Below are 18,951 nucleotides of genomic sequence, written 5' to 3'. Positions count from 1 at the left end.
ATGACGATCAAAGCCATCGCATGGGATATTGACGGTACGCTCGTTGATAGTGAGCCGCTTCACCATAAGGCACTTCTGGCTGGAACGGCGCATTTCGGCACCGATCTCAGCGATATTCCAGAAGAACGATTTCGCGGGGTCCATATGGATGCCGTCTTTGAAGCAGTCAAACAGCGATTGCCAGCCGATTTGAGCTTTGAGCCATGGATCGAACGCATTCGTGACCATTACATCGCCAAAGCGGGCGAACTTCGGCCCATCACGGGCGTCCTGGAAGCAATGGACGCGGCATTGGACTACGGTCTGTTGCAGGTATGCGTCTCAAATTCCGGTCGAAATATTGTCGACACCAACATCGCCGCGCTTGGAATTGTAGACAAGCTGCGCTTTTCCATCAGCATCAATGATGTGCTGCATGGCAAGCCTGATCCAGAGCCTTATCTGGCTGCGGCCGAGCGGCTACGCCTTGCTCCAGCACAGATGATAGCAATCGAAGACAGTTTGACGGGAGCAATCTCGGCGCGTGCCGCAGGCATGAAGGTCGTCGGCTACGGTTTGACTGAACAGCCCGGAAATCCAATCGATCACTACCTGCATCACTACGCCGAGCTACCGGCAATCCTGCGCGCTTACATGTGAGCGCGCAGACTGCATGAAGATCAACCGACCCGAGGTCGGAAGAAGAATACGAAGCTAACGCCGTCTCCGGATTGAACCGAAGACCGGCACAACAAAGGGGTTCACCATGAGCAAGTTTTTTGATCTTTTCCCGACGAAGAAGCCCATCATCGCGATGGTGCATCTTAACCCGATGCCTGGCGCTCCGCTTTATGACGCGGAAGCTGGCATCGAAGGTATCGTCGAGGCAGCGCGTCGCGATCTCACTGCTTTGCAGGACGCTGATGTCGATGCTGTCATGTTCGGCAACGAAAACGACCGTCCATACGAACTTGCTGTCGATGTCGCCTCCACGGCGACCATGGCCTATGTTATTGGCCGCCTGCGTGGTGAAATCGCAAAGCCTTTTGGCGTCAACGTTCTCTGGGACCCCAAAAGCTCGGTCGCTTTGGCCACGGCAACCGGCGCGTCCTTCATGCGCGAAATTCTGACCGGCACTTATGCCTCCGACATGGGGCCATGGACGCCAAATGCGGGTGAAACGATGCGCTATCGCAATCGTCTGGGCCGTTCGGATCTTGTCATGCTGGACAACGTATCTGCTGAATTCGCGGATTCAATGGATCGCCGCCCCCTCCCCGACCGGGCACGTTCAGCAGTCTTCTCTTCCATTCCGGATGCCGTTCTGGTGTCGGGCACGATCACCGGTGAAGCCGCCAATGTATCGGACCTCGAAGCAGTCAAGCGGGTCCTGCCAAACACGGCGGTTCTGGCCAATACGGGCGTGCGCCATGCAACCGTCGCCGACATCCTCAAGATTGCCGATGGCTGCATTGTCGGCTCTTCGCTGAAGGTCGATGGCAACACCTGGAATGCGGTCGATCCGGAACGCGCCAAGGAATTCATGAACATCGTGAAGAAAGCCCGCAAGGACTAATGAAAAGACAAATCGCGCGCGGTGACTGTTCGCCGCGCGCGATAGACGCCTATCACGCTCCCAAAGGCTGCGCCAGACGCGCCCGATGCCGGCTCAATCGCTCGATCAATATCGGCAAGCCCGTACCCACCATAATCAAACAACCAATGACGACCTTTTGCCAATAGGATGGCACACCCGCCATCAACAGCGTTGTATTGATCATTGTGATGACAAATACACCAAGTAGCGTCCCGAGCACTGTACCGTGACCACCTGTTATTCGGGCTCCACCGAGAACAACGGCTGCGATGACATTCAGCTCCATGCCGACCAGATCGAACGGATTAGCCATGCGCGACAGGGTCATATGGGTCATGCCAGCCAGACCAGCAATTGCGCCCGCCAGAACATAGATCAATAGCTTGACGCGCCCCACGCGAATGCCAATGCGAGCGGCGGCTTCTTCAGAACCGCCGATGGCGTAGATTTTGCGCCCGAACAGCGTGAAGTTCATGATGAAGGCGACGAATACAGCGACCCCTACCAGAACAAAGAATGACATTGGAAGCGAGACCATCTGACCCAATGCGTTCTCCATGCGCACCAGAATGCTGCGCGCGAAATTGATAACTTCGCGCGGCACCGACGTGATGTAGACCGTCCCGACGAAGGTCAGCAACGCCCCCCGAAAAAGGCTCATTGTACCAAGGGTGACGATAAGTGTTGGTAGACCAAGTCCACCGACCAGTATTCCATTGATAAGACCAAGACTGGCCCCGATGAGAGCTGCCAGTCCGAAATAGGCGATAATCGGAACATGGATATCAATACCCATGACGATTTTTACCGTTGCATACATCGCAAAGGCGCCGATTGCCGTGCAAGACACGTCAATGCCGCCGGATGCCAGCACCATCATAACGCCGAGCGCAAATATTCCGGTCACCAGTGAGTTACGTGCCAGGTCTATCAGCGTTGCCGGTGAGAAGAACGCAGGATTGAGAATGCTCAGCACAATCGCAAAAGCGACTGCTGTCAAAAAGACAACACCCTGTGGTGTCGAGAGTACCCGGATCAACGAATTATTCATGGCCGGTCCTCCCGAATGACTTCCTGATAGAGCGTTTCTTCATCGATATCACCGGCATCGAAACTGGCAACAATTCGCCCCTTCACCATCACCTTGATCGTGTCGGACAGTGCAATGGCTTCGCCAATGTCGTCAGTCACCACCAGAACCGCTGTTCCCGAACGGCTCAATGCGAGCAATAGTTCGTGGATTTCCCGTTTGGAACCAACATCGACGCCGACTGTTGGACCATTGAGGATAAGCAGCTTCGGTTTTCTCTCCATCCATCGCGCCAGAACGACACGCTGTTGATTGCCGCCTGACAGCGTCACCACAGGTGGGAAGACACTGGGTGTCTTGATACGCAACCGCTTAACGGCTTCGCGCGCGCGCTCGGTGAGGCTCGACGCGCTGACAATGCCACCTTTAGTATCCGCTTCAAGACTTGAGACGATGATGTTTTCACGGATCGGCTGATTGAGAAAAAGGCCTTCTGTCAGACGATCTTCCGGCACATAGGCAATGCCGTGTTCCATCGCGTCTGCAGGAGCCATGAGATGTAATGGTCCATTCACATCTTCAATGCGACCCTCGTCCGGCGCAAGACATCCAAACAAAGCCAGCGCAAGTTCCGTTCGTCCTGACCCCAGAAGGCCCACAACGGATATGATTTCGCCCGCGCGCAAATCGAGATTGATCGAGGCGAACTGGCCGCGTCGCCCAAGATCGCGCACTTTGAATATGGCTTGCGAAGGCGTGACCGCCTCACGCGCCAGACGCTGGCTGTCAATTGGTCGACCGGACATGGCCTCTACCAGACGCGCTGGATCGAATTCACCTATCGGTCCTGCCACCACGACATGACCATCACGCAGAACCGTGACGCTGTCGCAAACAGCAAAAACTTCCTCGATCTTGTGACTGACAAACAGAAAGGCAACGCCTTCTACTTTCAGCGCAAAGACGATATCAAGAAGCTTGGCGACCTCGCTGCGGGTCAAGGCCGTGGTGGGTTCATCCATAACGATAATGCGCGCATCATTGGCAAGCGCACGCGCAATGGCAACCAGCTGCTTGGAAGCAACAGGCAGTCTTTCCACCAGAATATCGGGATCAATATCGACCTTCATTCGTGCAAGCGTTTCAATCGCCCGTTTACGTCCCGACATGCGATTGAAGAAACGCTTGTTCTCGGTCACTGCCGCCAGAAAGCTGACATTCTCCCAAACAGTCAGATTGGGGAAAAGCGCAAAGTCCTGATAGATGACTGAAAGCCCCGCTGCTATCGCGGCTTTCGCGTCATTTTCGATGAACTTGCCGCCAATCGTGACCGTCCCGGCGTCGGCACGAACGACACCGGATAATATCTTGATCAAAGTCGATTTACCGGACCCGTTTTCACCGGCAAGACAGCGCACCTCACCCGGTCGCAGGCTTAAACCCACATCTTCCAACACCCGTACGGGACCGTAAGACTTGGCAACAGCCTGCATTTCCAGAACAAAAGCGCCGGAATTCTGCGTATCACTCATGCAGCTCTCCCATAGAGGCCGCCGGTTGTCCCGGCGGCCCATTGTCCATGGATCAGAAGTCGTAATTGCCCATATTTTCCTTGGTCACATCGACCCAGGCCTGGCCATAGACAACCTTGTCCTTGAGCTGAACCTTGTTGTAGCCTTCGACACCAAGGTCCATGCCATCGGTTACGGCCTTGCCATCAATGGCCATTGCGGCGAGCTTGTTCATGGCGATACCAGCCTTGGCCGGATCCCAGAACGAGATCATGTTGATCGTGCCGCTTTCAAGATATGGGCCTGAAACCGAAACAAGGCTCGTGCCGACAATCTTGACCTTGCCTTCAAGACCCGCTTCCTCGACCGCGAGCGCCGCACCGGCAACATCTTCACCTGCGGAGCCCTGAATGCCCTTGAGTTTCGGATAGGTTCTCAACAGTTCCTTGGTCTTGGCATAGGCCGTCTGCTGTTGCTCGTTGCTCTCGATCTTGTCGGTCGCGAGCTTCATCTTCGGATAATGCTCTTTCTGATAGGCAATGGCTGCATCAACCCATTCATTATGGGTTTTTGCCGTCAGATGGCCAACGAACACTGCATATTCGCCCTCTTCGCCCATCGCTTCGGCCAGTGCCTTCATCAGATGTTCGCCATAGGCGCCATTGTCGAAAGCTTCGACGTCATAGGTGACGTTCTTCATGCTTGATGCTTCGTGGCCGATTACCTTGATCCCGGCCTGCAGCGCCTTGCCGAGCACGGGCTCCAGAGCTTCCGGGGAATTCGGCACCACGGTGATCGCGTCCACCTTTTTGGCAATCAGGTCTTCGATCAGCTGTACCTGCAGGGCAGCATCAGCCGAAGCAGGTCCGATCTGGGTGGCGTTGTTTCCACTTTCCTTGGCATATTCCTTCACACCGGTTTCCATACGGTTGAACCAGGCAATGCCGGAAAGTTTGACGACAGTGACGATGGTGTGTTTTGCGTCCTGCGCGTTCGCATAGAATGCACCACCAGCAACAATAGCTGCGCTGACAGCAAGTCCGGCTGCCATTTTCCTCAAGCTGATATTCATTGTTATTCCCTCCGTTGGTTCACCCCTGCTTGCCTCCCCGGCAATCAGTCAGGCTGTATTCTGGCGAAGCTTCTGCGGCTTTCACCAATTCCTTTCCGGACGCGTGACTGCGTCCGGCCTCCCTTCAAGCCGATGCGATCCGCATCAGATCGGCAGTCCGCTCGTAGAGCTTCTTGAACGTATCGAAACCCTGCTGGTAGACGTGCTTTGTTCCCGCATCAGGTTCAATGCGCCTTTCCACCGGGTTCCATTGCTCAATATCGGCCTTCGCGACGTCGCCGACCGCAAGCGCACCCAGAAAACAATTTCCGTAGGCCGCACCGATGGTCTTGCTTCTCACGAGTTGGACCTTTCCGCTGACATCGGAAATGGCCTGCGACCAAACGGCATTTCTGGTGCCTCCGCCCACAGCAGCTATTCGCTCCAGCGGTGCATTTGCTGCGTGATAGGTATTGAAAATGTCGTTGACGCCATAAGCGACGCCTTCAAGTAGCGCGCGATAAATGTCAGCGCGCTTATGCGTAAGATCGAGACCGAAAATCATGCCTCGTGCTGACGGATCATGAACTGGTGTTCTCTCACCGGAAAAATAGGGGAGGACAAAAAGCCCTTTTGCGCCGGGCGGTGACGATGCGGCTTCTTCCGCCAGTGCTTGCAAGGCGCTGGCGGCAGGCAACTCGCGAGCGAACTGCTCCTGAAACCACCGTGTCAGCGTTCCGCTGGTCGACGTGCCGGACATACAGGCATGTTCTCCACGGAAAAGCCAAGGCGCATACCACAGCCGCGTATCAGCGATGCGTTGATCCGTAACCAGAATGATGAACATGGTCGAGCCATACATGACCATCATTTCGCCAGACTTCTGCACGCCAACGCTTACAGCCTCAGCCGCAGCATCGATGGTGCCAGCGATCACAGGCGTTCCAACAGCGAGCCCGGTCGCGGCTGCGGCTTGCGGCGTCACCGTTCCCGCAATGTCGGTTGTCCAGAGGAGATCGGGCAGTTGCTCACGTGAAACGATGCGTTCGGCAAAATCGTCAGTCCAGTCCTGCCGTGCAACGTCATAAAGCGGCGAGAATCCGGCCGCGGAATAGTGATCAATCGTATAGTTCCCCGTCAGCCTGTGAACGAGGAAAGAGGAGGAATTGAGGAACTTGTGTGTGCGGTCAAAAATATCAGGATGGTTCTTCTTCAACCAAAGGATTTTTGGGCCAACCGATTGCGAGGTCAACGCATTGCCGCCTTCCCGCATCAGGCGTTCAAGCCCGATTTCAGCGGTCAGTTCCTCTATCTCAGCAGCCGCGCGCGTGTCGACGCCATAAAGAACGGCATTCATGAGCGGAGCGCCTTTTTCATCAACTGGCAGCATACAGGGGCCAATGCCGCTGGCCGCGACTGCGCGAATATCGCTGGCTGCCACAGAACTTTGTTCGATCAATTCACGACTAATCGAACAAAATTCACCCCACCAGTTTTGTTCAGCATCATGTTCCGCCCACCCCGGTTGTGGAACCAGCATGCGATGCGGACGTGCGGTAGAGGCGACGATCCTTCCTTCCTCATCGGAAAGAACGCCCTTCGATTCAAATGTGCCGATGTCGATGCCCAGATAATAGCGCATCAGGTGTAAAGATCCCTGTCGAGGCTGAAGTCCTTGTTGATCCTGCCAATAGCCGCGACCAGAAGCGCCGTGAGACTTTCAAGATCGCGCAGATCGCACATTTCAAGCGCCGTATGGGTATAACGGCACGGGAAACACACATCGATACAGGCAACGCCCTCATTGACGAGCTGCACATAAGACGAATCCGTCAATGCGCCGGTATGAGCTGTACGTTGCAACGGAATAGCTTCGCTGGCAGCGGTGTCGGAGAATAGTTTCGGCAGTGCCGGATGGGGGATCGTTCCATTGAGCGTACCGCGGCCATGGAAAGAGTAGAGGCTGATAGCCGGACCGCCGCCCAACTGAATTTCACCGCGATGAGCCATATCCGGCGTATCGGCATTGAGCCCGATATCGAGCTGAATGGCGATATCCGGTTTGATGGCCTGCGCTGCGACCATGGCACCACGCAGGTTGAACTCTTCCAGAACCGCGAAAACAAAATGAACGGTTGGTCGTGGACCGCCTTTCGCGAGCTGACGGGCAACTTCCATCACGACGGCACAACCGGCCCGATCATCAACCGACGTTCCAATAACGCGGTTTTCGTTGAGATGGATGACGCGCGGTGCATAGACCACCGGCGTACCGATCTCAATGCCGAGCGCCTTTACATCCGCAGCGCTTTCCGCGCCGACATCGATGAAAAGTTCGGCATAGGGCGTAACCTTGTATTTTTCTTCGGCTGGCGTGGCATGATGGCTCTTATTCGCAATGACGCCGTGAACGTCGCGCCCTTCGCCGACACAAAATAGCACCGCTTGCGCAGGCAACGCCTTTTCCGGAATACCGCCCAACCGTTCGATACGGATCAGGCCATTGTCCTCGACCTTGCGCACGATGAAGCCCAGCTGATCCGTATGCGCAAACAGCATGACGGAGGGCGCATTTTCATCCCCCTTCATCGTTGCAATCAGATTGCCCAGACGATCGGTTGCAAATTCGAGCGGCAGATCAGCCAGATCGCGGGCGATGAGACGCCGCACGCGATCCTCATGGCCCGACAGGCCAGGCGTCAACATCAATGCTTCGAGCGTTGAACGTAATCGATTTTTCATGCCGTACGGGCCTTTCTTTGGAAAACGGGCGCAAGGCCAAGTAGGCCTGCCAGAACGCGTGCCGACATGACGACCACAAGCAGGCCACCAAAGAACAGATCGCGTGAAAACGCACTGAACGACAGAAAGTTCAGGCCGCTCGATATGAGCTGGAGACAGATGACGGCGAGCGTCACACCGGTCACGGTGCCAAAGCCGCCGGCTGGCGAAACGCCTGCCAGAATATTGATGAGAATGACAAGAAGCAGATAGGAGCTACCATAATCGGCATTGGCGGAATTAACTCGCGCCAGAACCACAAGCCCGGCAATCGATGCGATGAGACCGGCAATAGCGTAGATACGAAGCAACAAACCTTTTTCGCGCGTGCCCGCAAAATGGGACGCGACGGGATTGGCTCCGAACAGCCGCAGGTGGATACCAACCGGTGTTCTCTTAAGCAGAAAACCCAACAGAAGCGCTGTGGCCACAAACAGAACGAGTGGCAGTGGTACCACGCCGCCAACCGACCAGTTGCCAAAGGCTGTGTACCACTGTGGCAGGCCTGTAATTGCTGGGCCGCCGGTAATTACGATACCAATCCCGGTGAACAGCTGCATCGTGCCAAGCGTAGCCAGAATTGGCGGCAGGCGCAGATAGGCAATCAGAAAGCCGTTGAGCAGCCCGCATGCAACTCCGATCAGAAGCGCAACCGGAATGGCGAGGATGGCGAGTTCGGGTCCGGCCCTCATCATCACCGCTGCAACGATAGCGGCGAGATTGGCTGTAGCCACGACAGAAAGATCTATGCCACCCGACACCATCGTCGGCAGAACGGCCAACGAAAGCAGCCCGAATTCAGGAAACTGAAATCCCATTGAATTGAGGTTTGCAGCCGTTAGAAAGCCTGGCGCGAGCAGGCTCAACACTCCAAAGATGACGATAGCCAGAACGGCTAGCCCCTTCAGATAATTGCCCGTCGTGTCCTGTCTTGCATCCATTGGCGCTCTCCCCTGCGCTGGTTGCCTTGGCCCGCTTAGCGGGCGAAAACGTGTTTGGCGATTAGCATTTCAGTTCCTCCCCCGAGGCGCCCGTTAAACGGTTTCCAGAAAAGGCAGTTGGTCGCGATAAGGCTGCAAAGAGCCTTCAAAACCAATATCGGTGATAAAGCCGCTCAAATCCTGCAGCCCACAAACCGGCGCAAAACTGCGGCATCCAAGTTTACGCTGATCGGCGACAAGTATCGTCTTTTGCGCAATGGCGATTGCTGCGCGTTTCACTTCTGCTTCCTCGACGGTAGACGTGGAAACACCGTCAAGATCGACACAGTCGGCGGACAGAAAGAAACAATCGGCGCGGATATGGCGTAGCGTTTCCGTGGCCCAGGCCCCGATGAGCGAATAATAGTCATTTCTGACCCGACCGCCGATGATATGCACTTCCGTTGCGCCAACAGCCGCCGCTTCGGCAATCTTCAGGTCCATCGTTACAAGCGTGATCGCCCTGCCCGCAAGCGCGCGCGCGACAGAAAGCGCTGTCGTGCCGGAATCAAGAATAACGGTGGAATTATTGGCCACATAAGCAGCAGCAGCTTCGCCAATCCGCGCCTTGGCGCTTTGACTTATGCGCAGTTTTTCCAGAAACATCGGCTCGGCAACACCCTCGCCCGCACCGCGGGCAACGACGCCGCCGTGAATTCTCAGGATCAACCCCGCCTGTTCCAGCGTGATGAGATCGCGACGCAACGTCGGAAGCGAAACACCCATGATGCCAGCCAGATCCGAGGTGCCAATACGTTTCGCATCGGCGATGACGTCCATCATCTGCCGGTGACGTTCCTGCGGAAAACGTGTTCTTGCTTCGCTCATGTCCTGCTCCCAATGTGAACATTAATGATCGTTTTGAGCGAGTCAAGCGATTCCGTTCCTATTCGAAACTGTGCAGAGCGTTGTGCAGGCAGCTTGGAAGATCGTGATTTAGAAGGCCTGCAGCGGTTCAAACCAGCATGGCAAGGCAGCGCTTTTTCAGATCAGCCAATATGGACGCGCTGCGGTCGCGCGGACGCGGTAGTCCGACATCGAACACATCACGCACCCGACCGGGATTAGGCTCCATGATCAAAACCCGGTCAGCGAGATAAAGCGCTTCTTCCACATCATGCGTCACGATAATGATGGAGACCTTATTCTTCTCCCAGATAGACAAAAGTTCATCTTGAAGACGCATCCGCAGGATGGAATCCAAGGCACCGAAAGGTTCATCCATAAGCAGAATATCGGGTTCCTGCGCCAGCGCTCTGGCTATCGCCGCGCGCTGCGCCATCCCGCCTGAAAGCTGCTTCGGATAGGCCTTCGCATAGTCACTGAGACCGACGAGCGTGAGGTAATGCTGTACTCTCTCGCACTTGGATGCGGGCGAAAGATCAGACTTGTCGAAAGCCAACTCGACATTGCCCTCAACAGTTAGCCATGGATACAAGCGATGGTCCTGAAAGACCATACCGATCTTTGTCGGTGATGTTTTGTCAGTGTCGCCACGCGCAATCGACCCGCGATAGTCACCATCCAGTCCGATAATCAGCCGCAGCAACGTGGATTTTCCGCAGCCCGACGCACCTACAATGGATATGATCTCGTTGTGCCCGACCTGAAAATTGATATCCCTCAACACCGGGCGAGGTGCGCCATCCAGAACAAAGGACTTGCTGACATGTTCGATTGAAAGGGCGTTCGTCAATTCTCTGAGCTCCAGGGCGATATAATCGATGTGACATGGCGAATGATGGACGCGAGCAAGACGCCGCCCGTTGCCAGGGTGAAGACGCCGGCAATCACAATGTCCATGCGAAACTGATCGCGTGCGCTGGCAATGTAGCTGCCCAATCCACGACCATTTCCAATAGCATATTCAGCACCGACAGTTCCGATCCAGGCCGATAGAGCGGCAATCTGCAAACCAACATAGATGTTCGGAAGCGCCGACGGCAGGCAAAGGCGACGAATGCGGGTCCAGCGCCGCAAATTCAATGTGTCAGCAACTTCTATCAACGAGGACGGCACCTGCCGCACACCCTGCTCTGTTGCAAGAAAGAGCGGGAAAAATGTCGAGAGAGCGGTAAACACAAGTTTGGTGCCCTCACCGTTTCCAAACCATGCCGTCAGCAGTGGTATCCAGGCAAAGAGCGCAACCTGACGCACGGCATGAATAGACGGTGCGAATGCCAAACCGGCCCAGCGGTAGCTGCCAACCACATAGCCGAGTGCAAGCCCAGCAATGCACCCGATAGTGCCACCGATCATCACGCGAACAATGCTTGCTAAAAGCCCCGCCCACAATTCGCGCCCAGAAGGGTCAAAGAACGGCGCCTCCAGCACCTGCAAGGGATGAATGGCCATGGGGCCAGTGATCAGCCCTGCAGATACACCACCCCACCAAACGGCGACCGCCACAAGCGGCACCACTGCGCCACGAGGAATCCGCAAAGCGGAACGTTCAGCTTTAGACATGACTACCCTTCCGCATCAGCGCTTCCGCCCGCTTCAGGAGAAGGTCGAGGGCAAAGCCGACAACGCCCACAACGAGCATGCCAACAATAACGATATCGAGCTGGAAAAGCGTGCGGCCCCAGACCATCATGTAACCAAGCCCGTCAGTGCCCGCGAGCATTTCCACAACGATCAGGGAAACAAATGCCTGACTGAGCGAAAGTCGGACGCCGCTCGCGATATAGGGCGCCATGGCCGGGATTGTCAGCTTGAAAAACCGGGTACGCGCACGGAGGCCGAGAATGTCGGCAACCTCGTTGAACCCTTTAGGAATGTTCCTTGCTCCTTCGGCAGTACTGATAGCCATGGGCACGAAACAGGCTTTAGAAAGGATGATGATCTTCACGCTTTCTTCGATGCCGAATAGCAGGATCAGTATTGGCAGCCACCCAAGTGAGGGTACTGCGGCAAGCGCTCTGAAGCTTGGCCCCAGATAGGCCTCTGCGATTTTAGATTTCCCAATCAGGAAACCGAACGCAAAGCCGAGGGATGCGCCAATCAGAAAACCCTCGGCAATGCGTTGGAAGCTGACGACGGCGGCAGAGAATATGTCGCCATCCTTTAGAAGATCCAGAAACGTATTGAAGACCCAATCCGGACGCGGCAGTACTTGCGGCGAAATCCAGCTGTAAGCCGACGCAATCCACCAGAGAACCAGCAAGCAGACCGGCCCGGTCAAGGCCAGAACTGAGCTTTTGATGAGAAACTGCAGTTTCGCCAGTCGCTCGTCTTTCATTCTCCGGGAGACGCTAAAGTCGGCTCCAGCTTCGAACGTCGCCATCAGCTTTCTCCGATCAGTTCAGAAGTTCACCCGTCGCGGAACGATCAGGCCACAACGACTGAAGGTTCAATGTCTTGACGGCATTGTCCACGTAGCTTCTATCGACCCATGTATCGAGATCGATATCATGCCTAATGAGCTTCTGCTGCTTGTCGAAGTCGATACCGCTGCGATAACGCGCCGCAAAGAAACCATCGAGACGCGGATTGTACTTCTTACCAAGCTCGCCGCCTTCATTGGACTTGCGAATGACCTCTATTGGCGACCCTGCCCGCGACCAGATACTGAATGCCTCTTCCCGGTTTTTGTCATCCGACAGCCATTGCGCGGCTTTGACAAAGCCCGTCACGACTTTCTGCGTTGCTTCCGGATAGGCTTTACGGAACTTGTCGGTGACGAGGAATGCGCCGAAACCGTCGCCGGTCGCGCCAACAGCAGAGGATTTGTAGAAGATCTTGGCCAGACCTTTATCCTCAAGTGGAAGCAGGAAGTCTGCACCGAATACGGCATCGACGCTCTTTGCTGCAATAGCCGCAAGCTGGTCCGCATTTTTCAGATCGACGATGGTGATATCTTTTTCGGAGAGGCCAGCATTCTTCAAAGCCGTAATCAGCGCCCAGTGAATGATTGTCGCTTTCTGGATGGCGACTTTTTTGCCCTTCAAGTCGGCAATCGTCTTGATGTCGAGGTCCGGCCTGGACGCGCCAAAGATCGTGGTGCCGCCATAGGACGCCAGAATGACAGTATCGAGACCATTGGCCTTGCCAATAATATTGGGAACCGCACCATAGGACGCAAAGTCCAGCTGACCGTTAGACAGCGCTTCGTTGATCGCTGGACCCGTTCCCGTGAAATAGGTAAACTCGATCTTGGTAGAGGTGCCTTTGAATTCGTCGGCGATAAAGCCCTTCGCGTCAGCAATAGCCTGAAGGCCAACGCCGAATGGCGTCCCGAACCCAAAGCCCACATCACCAAAGCGAATAGTCGCAGGTGCATCCTCTGCATGCGATGGCGCTGCCGCAGCCGTTAGAACGCCGACAACCAACAGCATGGTTGATAGAAAACGTCTCATACATTTCTCCAGTCAGGGTATGATTTTGCCGGTCTCGAAGATCCGGTAACTCCAGTCGCCAGCCGTTCCGCGCGGCTTGGCATTTTTCCATCCCATCTCTCGACGGAAGCTCCCCATCACACCTCGTGCGATGAGTTCGCTCTCTGTCGCGCCTTCAATTGCCTCGGAAAGAGGCGATACGTAGAGCGCGTCTGTCGGGCAAAAAAGCTCACACAAGAAACAGGTCTGGCAGTCCGATTGCCGAACGATGATGGGAGCGCCATCGGGAACAGCCTCGAACACATCGTCCGGACAGGCCTCAACACAAAGATCGCACTTGATGCAGCGATCTTCACTAACGATCTCAATCATGATGCTGCACTCACTCGATTTGCGCTCTGGAACGAAGCCCAGATGTTGTCGACACCACCGGAGTCGATCGGCTTCGCCATGGTGGGATTTGCTTCCGGAAAATCCGTGCGACGCTGCAAACCACGGCTTTCCTTACGCAACAGCGCGCTATGGGTTGCCCAGCGAGCGGTCGCGATAAGCGCTTCGACCTCACGCACCTTCGTTGAGCGTTGCGATCGCCAGGACTCGTCCTGCCAAAGTGCGGTCAGCCTCTCAGAAACTGCGACCAGACGATCATGGTTTCTGAAGAACCCGCCATCCAACGGAAGAACTTGCTGTTTGACATCATCCAAAACCGCATCGACATCGCCAGTTGCCTGATCGGCCCGTTCGCTCAATTGCGCATTGGCGGAACGCACAGCCCGGTCGCGCCAGTTTGCACCAAGCGATTGCACAAACTTCGCCGCATCCTCGCCAGCCCATGAACCTGTCGCCATCGCCCAGCTGGAGTTCGGTCCGCCACCGCCGCTCGAAGCCCCAGACATGCCCTGACGGGAAGCGGCATCGCCAGCGGCAAACAAACCGGGGATCGTCGTCGTTGTACGACCGTCAATCTTGAGCCCACCAGTACCGCGAACCGTGCCTTCATGACGGAGGGTGATGGGAAAACGTTGCGTGAATGGGTCGATCCCCATGCGATCGAAGGGCACAAAAATGTTCGGCTGTCCCCGGCGAAACCCCTCTTGTAGACGCGGCGGCGCTTTGTCCAGCACCGCATAGACCGGGCCCTTGATTAGTTCCCGCGCGACAACGCTTTGGCGATCCCCTGCCGCAGAAAGTTCATTGCCTTGTTCGTCACTGAACGTGCCCCAGAAATAGACAACGCCTTTCGTCACACTTGAATAGGCGGGAGAAATGCCAAACTGCGCCGAAAACTCCATGCCGGAAAGAACGGCACCCGCTTCCGCAGCCATAAGATAACCATCGCCAGTAAGGTTGTTGGTGCCAAGCGCACCACTTCGAAAAGCACAGCCGCCCGTAGCGATCACAACTGCACCGGAACGGATATGCAGAGTTTCACCAGATCGCCGATATCGCGCAATGGCCCCTGCAACCACTCCGTCCGACACAAGCAGTTCTTCGATCGGGCAATGGTCGATGATCTGGACACGCGCCTTGATGAGCTTCTGCCGCATAAATCGCAGATAGTCGGGTCCCCGCAGCATGCCGCGATAGGGTGTTCCATCTTCATAAGTTGGGAAGTCGTAGCCCCACTGAGCGAGCAAATCGAGGTTCTCATATGTCCGGTCGAGCACGCGCTCAATGCGCTCCTGCTCGGCAAAACCCTGCCCCAACCGCACCCTCTGTGTGACCGTCGCGCTCCGTTCGGCAGTCCCGCGACGTGTGTAGATTGTCGTCGTGTTCCCGGCAGCGGTAGCACCGCTCGTGCCAACATAACCCTTCTCTACGAGTACGACGCTCGCACCGTTTGCGGCAGCATTCCACGCGGCCCAGCAACCCGCTGGCCCTCCTCCAACAACAAGCACATCCGTTGATATTCCTAACGTATTTTTGGTCATGGTCTCTCGCATTCGCGAAAAACCTATAATTTATATAGAATTTATCAAGGAAGGTTCTATTAGCCCATCGAGCCGACTTAAAATAGTTTTCCATAATAATGAAACGCGCCGCAAACACTTAAATGTTTGCGGCGCGTAACTGAAATATTCAGGCAGTAGCTCGTGGTCGTATCGCGATATTGCCTCAGAGCATCATCCTGGGCATGCCATCGGGCCTCAGATAGCGCCGAAGCGCTGCAATGCGGAAGATGGCATTCACAGCGCCATAGCCCTTATAGCTGCGCCGCTGCACAACTTCGAAGAAGAAACCCTGATCGTCGGTTGGACTATAGAGCTGAAAATATTCGCCGGTTTCATCGCGATCATAGAGCACATTGGCGGCTTTGAGCTTATCCGTGAAATCCGGATCGAGGCCGAGCCTCGCTTCGAGATCATCATAGTAGTTGGGCGAAATTTCCAGCGTATGAAAGCCGTTGGCTTTCAGCGCTGCAGCTGTCGCAAAAATATCGTCGGTGGCAAATGCCAGATGCTGAATACCGGAACCGAAGGTTTCTGCAATGAAGCGACCAGCCAATGTGCGGCGGTTCTCAGCACCATTAAGCGTGATCCGCAATGAGCCGCTGTCATTTTCAACGACCTGACTGCGCACGACGCCGCCCGGATCGACAATATCAACCATAGGCGATTTCCGGGATTCCGTAAGCGACGTGTAGAACAGAAGCCAGGTCAAAAGCTCATCGAACTTCATCGTCTGGGCGACATGGTCGATATGGGTCAACCCCACCCCATGGAAGCCGCCAGCCTCTGCGACAGGTTCGAATTCTATATCGAAGATACGACCCAGATCGGTCTTTTCATCAAGGAAATAGATCAGGCCGCCGCCAACACCGCGTATCGCTGGCATGCCGATCTCGCCGGGGTCGAGCGGCTGTTCGAATGGCTCCGCTCCCAATGCAACTGCTCTTGCTTGCGCGGCTGCAGCATCATCGACGACAAGGCCCATGGCATAGGCCGTTGTGCCGTGAACAGCATAGGCCGAGCTTGCAAAGCCGCGTATATCGGTATTGACGACCAGATTGATCTCGCCTTGACGATAGAGCGCCACATCCTTGGTTTTGTGCTTGCCCACGAGCTGAAAGCCCAAGGCGCCCAGTACCAACGCCAGCCTATCGGCGCTATCGGCATGGGCCGCAAACTCGATGAAGCTGACGCGCTCCACTTTGGCTCTTGCAGGCATATCGGTCACAGTCAGCCGATTTTCAGGTTCCACGCGACGCACCTGATCACCAAGATAAATCAACGAGCGACGGCCATCAGCCGCGATGGACGCGGGCAACCCACCGCGGAACTGATCGTTGAAAATCTCCAGCGAGAAATAGCCGTCATAACCGGTCGCGGCCACGGCGCGCATGAAATCCAGAACAGGCAGGTCACCCTCACCCGGCATATTGCGATAGTGACGGCTCCAGTAAAGCAGATCCATATCGATCAGCGGCGCGTCGGCCATCTGAACGATGAAGAGTTTTTCCTTTGGAATGGAGCGGATCGAATTCACGTCGATCTTGCGCGCAAGCGTATGAAAGCTGTCGAGGATCAGACCGACATTGGGATGGTCTGCCCGGCGCACAATCTCCCAGGCATCGCGATGATCGTTAATGTGGCGACCCCAGGCGAGCGCTTCGTAACCCACGCGCAAATTGCGGCGCGCTGCCCGCTCGCCAAGCTCGCGGAAGTCATCGGCTGCCCGATCAAGGCCACCCATAGCAACCGGCGATATATTCGAGCACACAAGAACGAGATCAGTGCCAAGCTCCTGCATCAGATCGAATTTGCGCTCAGCGCGGTCAAAGGTGCGACTGCGCAACGGCTCCGGCATGCCTTCAAAATCGCGGAAAGGCTGAAACAGCGTGATCTCTAGTCCGAGATCACGCGCCATATGGCCAACCTGACGTGGACTTTCATCAAAAGTGAGAAAGTCGTTCTCGAAAATCTCCACACCGTCGAAGCCGGCTTTGGCGATAGCTTCGAGCTTTTGCGGTAGATCACCACTGATCGAAACCGTTGCTATCGAAGTTTTCATGGCGTGCTCTCCTGCTTCCGGTTTTTGTTGCGCCCGCGTTCAGCAAATTCGGGCCAGTATCGTCGATTGATTGCGCGTTGTTTCAAAGTCGGGTTTTAAATTCGGCTCGTCCCCGAACGCCCGGTTTGAACGCCAGCACCTTGCCAGCAAGTGGTTCTATTGTTCGCTCTTGAGGGCCAAGGGGCTCAATCGCCGAGGTGACAAACAGCGTATCGAGGGCTTCGCCACCAAAGCAGCAACAGGTCGGATGGCTGACCGGCAGTTCGATCACGCGATCTATCGCGCCGTCCGGGTCAAAACGGATGAGCTTACCGCCAGCGTAAATCGCACTCCACACGAAGCCTTCTTCGTCAACGCAACTGCCATCCGGTCGTTCCGGCGCAGTCGTCGTTGCGAAAATCTGCGGCTCCCCAAGCTGGTTTTGTGCGGGGTCATAATCGCGCATCCAAATCGTATAGGCGCGTGTATCAGCGAAATACATGCGCTTGCGATCTTGATCGAAGGCTAATCCGTTAGGAATTGCGAGATCGGCGGCTTCCCTTGATACGGCATAATCCGGTTGTACCCGGTAAAGCGCGCCCACAGGTGCGTAATCCGCTTCGCGCAAGGTGCCGATCCAGAAATTGCCCGCCCAATCCGCACGTCCATCGTTCTTGCGATGACCCGATACACCCGGTTCAGGGTCCACAAGAAACGTCTGTTCGCCGCTCTCGGGATCAAAGGCAAATAGACCATTGTCGCAAGCTAGAATAAGGCCGCCTTTTTCCCGCAAGGCCAGAGACCCGATACGGCGGGCCTCAACCTTGTGCTGTTGAACTTGCCCCGCTTGCGGGACATAGCTTATGAGCGCTGGTGTGAGCACATCGACCCACCATAGGGTGCCCGTCTGCTCACACCAGATTGGACACTCCCCCAGACGATTGGCAGGAGCGTCGATGACGTCAAACTTTTGCGTCGTCATGCTCGACATGTCCGCCAAGGAACAGCTGCCCGACGCGCGGATCAGCAAGAAGCTTTGAGGCTTCATCATGCATGCGCGTCTGGCCAAGTTCGAGAACCAGGCCGTAGTCCGACATGGCGAGCGCGGCTTTCGCATTCTGCTCGACCATGAGAATGGTTACACCCTGATCACGCAAGCGAATGAGTGTTTGAAACACCTCCTGAACGAGATTGGGTGACAGACCGATGGACGGCTCATCGATCAAAATGAGCTTCGGATCAAGCAGAAGAGCACGGGCGACCTCCAACTGCTTTTGCTGGCCGCCTGACAGTTCAATCGCTTTACGGTCCCGGAACTGCCGCAGCATTGGAAACTGATCCATGACCTGCTCAATGCGGGTGCGAACCTTGGATGGATCAGGTGATGTGATACCCCCAAGCTCAAGGTTATGGTAGACGGAAAGTTGCGGCACCACATTGCGCCCTTGCGGCACATAGGTCACGCCGTTGGCGATCATCTGGCGCGGCGTATTGCGGGTGACGTCTTTTCCGTCCAGCAGGATTTGTCCCGAGTGGATGTTCAAGAGACCGAAGATCGCCTTGAATACGGTTGACTTACCTGCTCCATTCGGGCCGATCACAGTCGTAATCGAGCCCTTCGGAATGGAGAAAGACACACCGTTCAAAATGGTGATCTTTCCATAGCCACCGTGAAGGTCTTTGAGTTCAAGCATA

Annotated in this window: 18 protein-coding genes; 2 read left to right on the top strand and 16 right to left on the bottom strand. The window is 55.5% G+C overall.

Annotated features, from left to right (window positions below):
* Positions 1-639, top strand: a complete 639-nt coding sequence (locus tag JAU75_RS14795; protein ID WP_199057259.1) for an HAD family phosphatase — start codon at positions 1-3, stop codon at positions 637-639.
* A gap of 106 nt (positions 640-745) precedes the next feature.
* Complete coding sequence (locus JAU75_RS14790; RefSeq protein WP_109365979.1) at positions 746-1,555, top strand: BtpA/SgcQ family protein; 810 nt, start codon at positions 746-748, stop codon at positions 1,553-1,555.
* Positions 1,556-1,607: 52 nt separating this feature from the next.
* Here JAU75_RS14790 and JAU75_RS14785 read toward each other — a convergent pair whose 3' ends face one another.
* From JAU75_RS14785 to JAU75_RS14710, 16 genes are all read right to left on the bottom strand, one after another.
* Positions 1,608-2,627: an ABC transporter permease gene (locus JAU75_RS14785; protein WP_199057258.1), complete on the bottom strand. Its 1,020-nt coding sequence runs from the start codon at positions 2,625-2,627 to the stop codon at positions 1,608-1,610.
* A complete protein-coding gene (locus JAU75_RS14780) occupies positions 2,624-4,138 on the bottom strand; it encodes a sugar ABC transporter ATP-binding protein (RefSeq protein ID WP_199057257.1) in 1,515 nt (504 codons plus the stop codon). Before JAU75_RS14780 ends, JAU75_RS14785 begins: the two co-directional genes overlap by 4 nt.
* A gap of 52 nt (positions 4,139-4,190) precedes the next feature.
* Entirely contained in the window at positions 4,191-5,189 is a 999-nt protein-coding gene (locus JAU75_RS14775) for an autoinducer 2 ABC transporter substrate-binding protein (protein WP_199057256.1), read from the bottom strand.
* A gap of 124 nt (positions 5,190-5,313) precedes the next feature.
* Positions 5,314-6,810 carry an FGGY-family carbohydrate kinase gene (locus tag JAU75_RS14770; RefSeq protein ID WP_199057255.1) on the bottom strand — a complete coding sequence of 499 codons (1,497 nt, stop codon included), beginning with the start codon at positions 6,808-6,810 and terminating at the stop codon, positions 5,314-5,316.
* Positions 6,810-7,910 carry a M42 family metallopeptidase gene (locus JAU75_RS14765; protein WP_199057254.1) on the bottom strand — a complete coding sequence of 367 codons (1,101 nt, stop codon included), beginning with the start codon at positions 7,908-7,910 and terminating at the stop codon, positions 6,810-6,812. Before JAU75_RS14765 ends, JAU75_RS14770 begins: the two co-directional genes overlap by 1 nt.
* Positions 7,907-8,890 (bottom strand): ABC transporter permease, encoded by a 984-nt coding sequence (locus tag JAU75_RS14760; RefSeq protein ID WP_199057253.1) that lies wholly within the window; start codon positions 8,888-8,890, stop codon positions 7,907-7,909. The genes JAU75_RS14765 and JAU75_RS14760 overlap by 4 nt, the downstream gene beginning before the upstream one ends.
* A 93-nt stretch (positions 8,891-8,983) precedes the next feature.
* Positions 8,984-9,757, bottom strand: coding sequence for a DeoR/GlpR family DNA-binding transcription regulator (locus JAU75_RS14755; RefSeq protein WP_078337109.1), 774 nt, complete (start codon positions 9,755-9,757; stop codon positions 8,984-8,986).
* A gap of 127 nt (positions 9,758-9,884) precedes the next feature.
* Positions 9,885-10,625: an ABC transporter ATP-binding protein gene (locus JAU75_RS14750; RefSeq protein WP_199057252.1), complete on the bottom strand. Its 741-nt coding sequence runs from the start codon at positions 10,623-10,625 to the stop codon at positions 9,885-9,887.
* On the bottom strand, positions 10,622-11,395 hold the full coding sequence (locus JAU75_RS14745) for an ABC transporter permease (protein ID WP_247880505.1): 774 nt from the start codon (positions 11,393-11,395) through the stop codon (positions 10,622-10,624). Before JAU75_RS14745 ends, JAU75_RS14750 begins: the two co-directional genes overlap by 4 nt.
* On the bottom strand, positions 11,388-12,215 hold the full coding sequence (locus JAU75_RS14740; RefSeq protein ID WP_078337112.1) for an ABC transporter permease: 828 nt from the start codon (positions 12,213-12,215) through the stop codon (positions 11,388-11,390). The genes JAU75_RS14745 and JAU75_RS14740 overlap by 8 nt, the downstream gene beginning before the upstream one ends.
* Before the next feature lie 13 nt (positions 12,216-12,228).
* A complete protein-coding gene (locus JAU75_RS14735) occupies positions 12,229-13,287 on the bottom strand; it encodes an ABC transporter substrate-binding protein (RefSeq protein ID WP_199057251.1) in 1,059 nt (352 codons plus the stop codon).
* Positions 13,288-13,299: 12 nt separating this feature from the next.
* A complete protein-coding gene (locus tag JAU75_RS14730; protein ID WP_078337114.1) occupies positions 13,300-13,638 on the bottom strand; it encodes a ferredoxin family protein in 339 nt (112 codons plus the stop codon).
* On the bottom strand, positions 13,635-15,197 hold the full coding sequence (locus JAU75_RS14725) for an FAD-dependent oxidoreductase (protein WP_199057250.1): 1,563 nt from the start codon (positions 15,195-15,197) through the stop codon (positions 13,635-13,637). Before JAU75_RS14725 ends, JAU75_RS14730 begins: the two co-directional genes overlap by 4 nt.
* Before the next feature lie 184 nt (positions 15,198-15,381).
* Positions 15,382-17,277: a sugar phosphate isomerase/epimerase and 4-hydroxyphenylpyruvate domain-containing protein gene (locus JAU75_RS14720; protein ID WP_199057249.1), complete on the bottom strand. Its 1,896-nt coding sequence runs from the start codon at positions 17,275-17,277 to the stop codon at positions 15,382-15,384.
* 82 nt (positions 17,278-17,359) lie between these two features.
* Positions 17,360-18,238 (bottom strand): SMP-30/gluconolactonase/LRE family protein, encoded by an 879-nt coding sequence (locus tag JAU75_RS14715; protein ID WP_199057248.1) that lies wholly within the window; start codon positions 18,236-18,238, stop codon positions 17,360-17,362.
* Positions 18,219-18,950, bottom strand: a complete 732-nt coding sequence (locus JAU75_RS14710; RefSeq protein ID WP_199057247.1) for an ABC transporter ATP-binding protein — start codon at positions 18,948-18,950, stop codon at positions 18,219-18,221. The genes JAU75_RS14715 and JAU75_RS14710 overlap by 20 nt, the downstream gene beginning before the upstream one ends.
* Position 18,951: the final 1 nt, after the last annotated feature.

Source organism: Ochrobactrum sp. Q0168, assembly GCF_016427605.1.
GTDB lineage: Bacteria > Pseudomonadota > Alphaproteobacteria > Rhizobiales > Rhizobiaceae > Brucella.
This window is presented reverse-complemented; position numbering and strand designations above follow the sequence as displayed.